The sequence below is a fragment of the Corynebacterium sp. HMSC076D02 genome (genome assembly GCF_001813815.1).
Lineage (GTDB): Bacteria > Actinomycetota > Actinomycetes > Mycobacteriales > Mycobacteriaceae > Corynebacterium > Corynebacterium simulans.
In genome coordinates this window covers 1-2,152 of record NZ_KV814061.1, presented here as the reverse complement: position 1 = coordinate 2,152, position 2,152 = coordinate 1, and the positions used below count along the sequence as shown (strand labels likewise).

Sequence of the window (2,152 nt, the reverse complement as noted above, 5' to 3'; positions counted from 1 at the left end):
GTCAACCAGCGCGGCGAAGAGATCCTCACGCCATTCAATCTCGTGAATCTCCGGCTCCGAGAAAGGCCCCAACACCACAATCGACGCCTGGTGAATACCGCTCACACCCATCTGGTACAGCACCTGGGTGAAATAATCAGCCGGCACCGCGTTTTCCTCACCCGGGCGGCCCCAATCATCCAGCGTCATCGCGGTCTTACACTCCACGATGTGGAAGCGGTCGGGGCTGCTCATTCCCTTCTTGCGGTTCAGCGCGCGCCGGTCAATAGTAGCGAGGTTCGGGAATGGGAGATCGTCGTTGGTGTAAGCGATTTCCCGCGTGCCGCGGCGGGCAACGTTTAACTGCCAGCCGGGATTCTTATGCAGCCACCAGTCAGCCAGGGAGGCCTCGGCAATGTGTCCCCACGCGGCGCGATCCGGGTCCATCATGTCAACGTCAATCAGACCGGCGAGCTGGTGCCACGCGGCATACTGCGAGGTGAAACGCGAGACGCCGAGCAGCGCCGGCGCTTTCGACGCGGTAACAATTTTCGCCCACTCCGGCGTGCCGGGCTTGGGTGGGCTAGCGAGAATACGTGATGTCATAATGAAGTTTCTTTCGATTGCGGTTGAGGTAGGTCTCAACAGTCGAATAAGTCAGGCCGTAGACCTTGGCGAGGTGGAAGATGGAAGCAGCGACCGGGTCGCCACAGCTGCGCAAAAAGTTGAATTCCTCAACCAAAATGGATTTGCTTTCAAGACGGATAGGCGTCATGCATGTCATGTGCGGCGGCCTTTCTGCTGGTTGAGTTTGTCTAAAAGCTCGTCAAAGTGGCCCGCCTGCACGGTAGGCTTCGGCGTCTTTTCGGCGCTCGGTTCTTCGCTTGGGGCTATCAAGTTCGCCATGATTCGGTGTTGTCGCCCGAGGTAGTCCCACAGGGCGTCAAGATCACGTGATACGCGGCGGATGAGCAGAAAGTTCAGCAAGCAGACAAGGGTAAGCGCCGCCCACACCAGCGTGTTTAGAATTTGCGCGGCATCCATCGCCCCTCCTTCCCCATCGCAGTAAGCGCCGCCATGCCCTCGCTGGTGATCTCGCGAACGCGAAGCTCATGGTTCACAGTCGTCAGAGCCACGAGCCCGAGGCGTTCGAGTTCATGCAGGCGGGACTTATTGCGGATCCGCTTACCCCGCGCAACGGCGAGAAGATCCTCACGCGTCGTCGTCGAAAGCTGGGAGGTCATAGCACGCCTCCTTCGATAAGGATTCCGAGAAACAGTGCGGCACCAAACACGGCCCCTAACCCGTAGTCTTTGAGGTGGCTCATGCGGCACCTGCTGGTTCAGTCAGCGCGTCGATGACGCGGCGTGGGAAGACAACGCGGTCACCAACAGTGATCGGGTGCAAGTGCGCAGCCGCACCGCTTTTCACATGGCGGTAAAGCGAGCGGGTACTTACCCCAAGGATTTCGGATGTTTCGGCCACAGAGTACGTTCGGGCCTGTTTGCTAGGATTCATGGTGTTCTCCTTTCGAGAGTCGAGAATTGGGACCCCGCACATGCTTGGTAGGCTGCGGGGTCCTTTTCGTATGTGTGAAGGGGTGCAGGTTGATCAGTGCCCGGCGCGGCCCTGCTGGAAGACCAAGGCCGCGAACGAATGGCCGGGTTAATACCTTTAGGCCGCGTAGTGTCCGCACATTGGATAGCCCTTTGACACCCCTAGTGCCGTGCCTGGGACTCGCACCCAGGGAGTAACTCATTCACGACGTCGTATTTTTCGTGCCCGTTTATGTAGGTATTGCCTCTCCCCTAGGCCGCTACGCTGCGGGAAGGTTCCTGCCTGTCGGCGGTATAGGTCATCGCAATCTAAGACACATGCTCGCTACACCAAGTAGTCCCTACTAGGACACGGCCCGGCTACCGTTTTCTGCCGGGATGGGCTCTCTATTCAGTTTCCAATCAACACTTCGCCCCACACCGCACCCCTACCGGAATGCGTCACTGTGACGAATAAACAGGACACGCTGGCCCCAGCACCCGGCGGAGGAATCGAACCCCCGCAAACACCATCGGGCTAAAATCTCTTAGTTATGCACGACTTTTTCGTTCTCGCCGCCACCACGATCCCAATCCTCCTAGTAGCAGGCTCAATCACAACCGAACGGCTGCACTTT

At 58.3% G+C, this 2,152-nt stretch carries 5 protein-coding genes; all 5 read right to left on the bottom strand.

All coding sequences use genetic code 11. The annotated features are described in order from the left end of the window. Positions 1-585 (bottom strand): YqaJ viral recombinase family protein (locus HMPREF2935_RS07830; RefSeq protein ID WP_141756041.1); only part of this gene is annotated, 585 nt, incomplete at its 3' end. After that, positions 563-754 (bottom strand): hypothetical protein, encoded by a 192-nt coding sequence (locus HMPREF2935_RS07825; RefSeq protein ID WP_070732700.1) that lies wholly within the window; start codon positions 752-754, stop codon positions 563-565. The genes HMPREF2935_RS07830 and HMPREF2935_RS07825, both read right to left, overlap by 23 nt. Before the next feature lie 5 nt (positions 755-759). After that, the gene (locus HMPREF2935_RS07820; protein ID WP_070732698.1) at positions 760-1,023 is read right to left on the bottom strand and encodes a hypothetical protein; all 264 of its coding nucleotides are present in this window, start codon (positions 1,021-1,023) and stop codon (positions 760-762) included. Then, complete coding sequence (locus HMPREF2935_RS07815; protein ID WP_070732696.1) at positions 1,002-1,223, bottom strand: hypothetical protein; 222 nt, start codon at positions 1,221-1,223, stop codon at positions 1,002-1,004. Before HMPREF2935_RS07815 ends, HMPREF2935_RS07820 begins: the two co-directional genes overlap by 22 nt. 79 nt (positions 1,224-1,302) lie before the next feature. Continuing rightward, on the bottom strand, positions 1,303-1,497 hold the full coding sequence (locus tag HMPREF2935_RS07810) for a helix-turn-helix domain-containing protein (protein WP_070732694.1): 195 nt from the start codon (positions 1,495-1,497) through the stop codon (positions 1,303-1,305). Between the last annotated feature and the right edge of the window lie 655 nt (positions 1,498-2,152).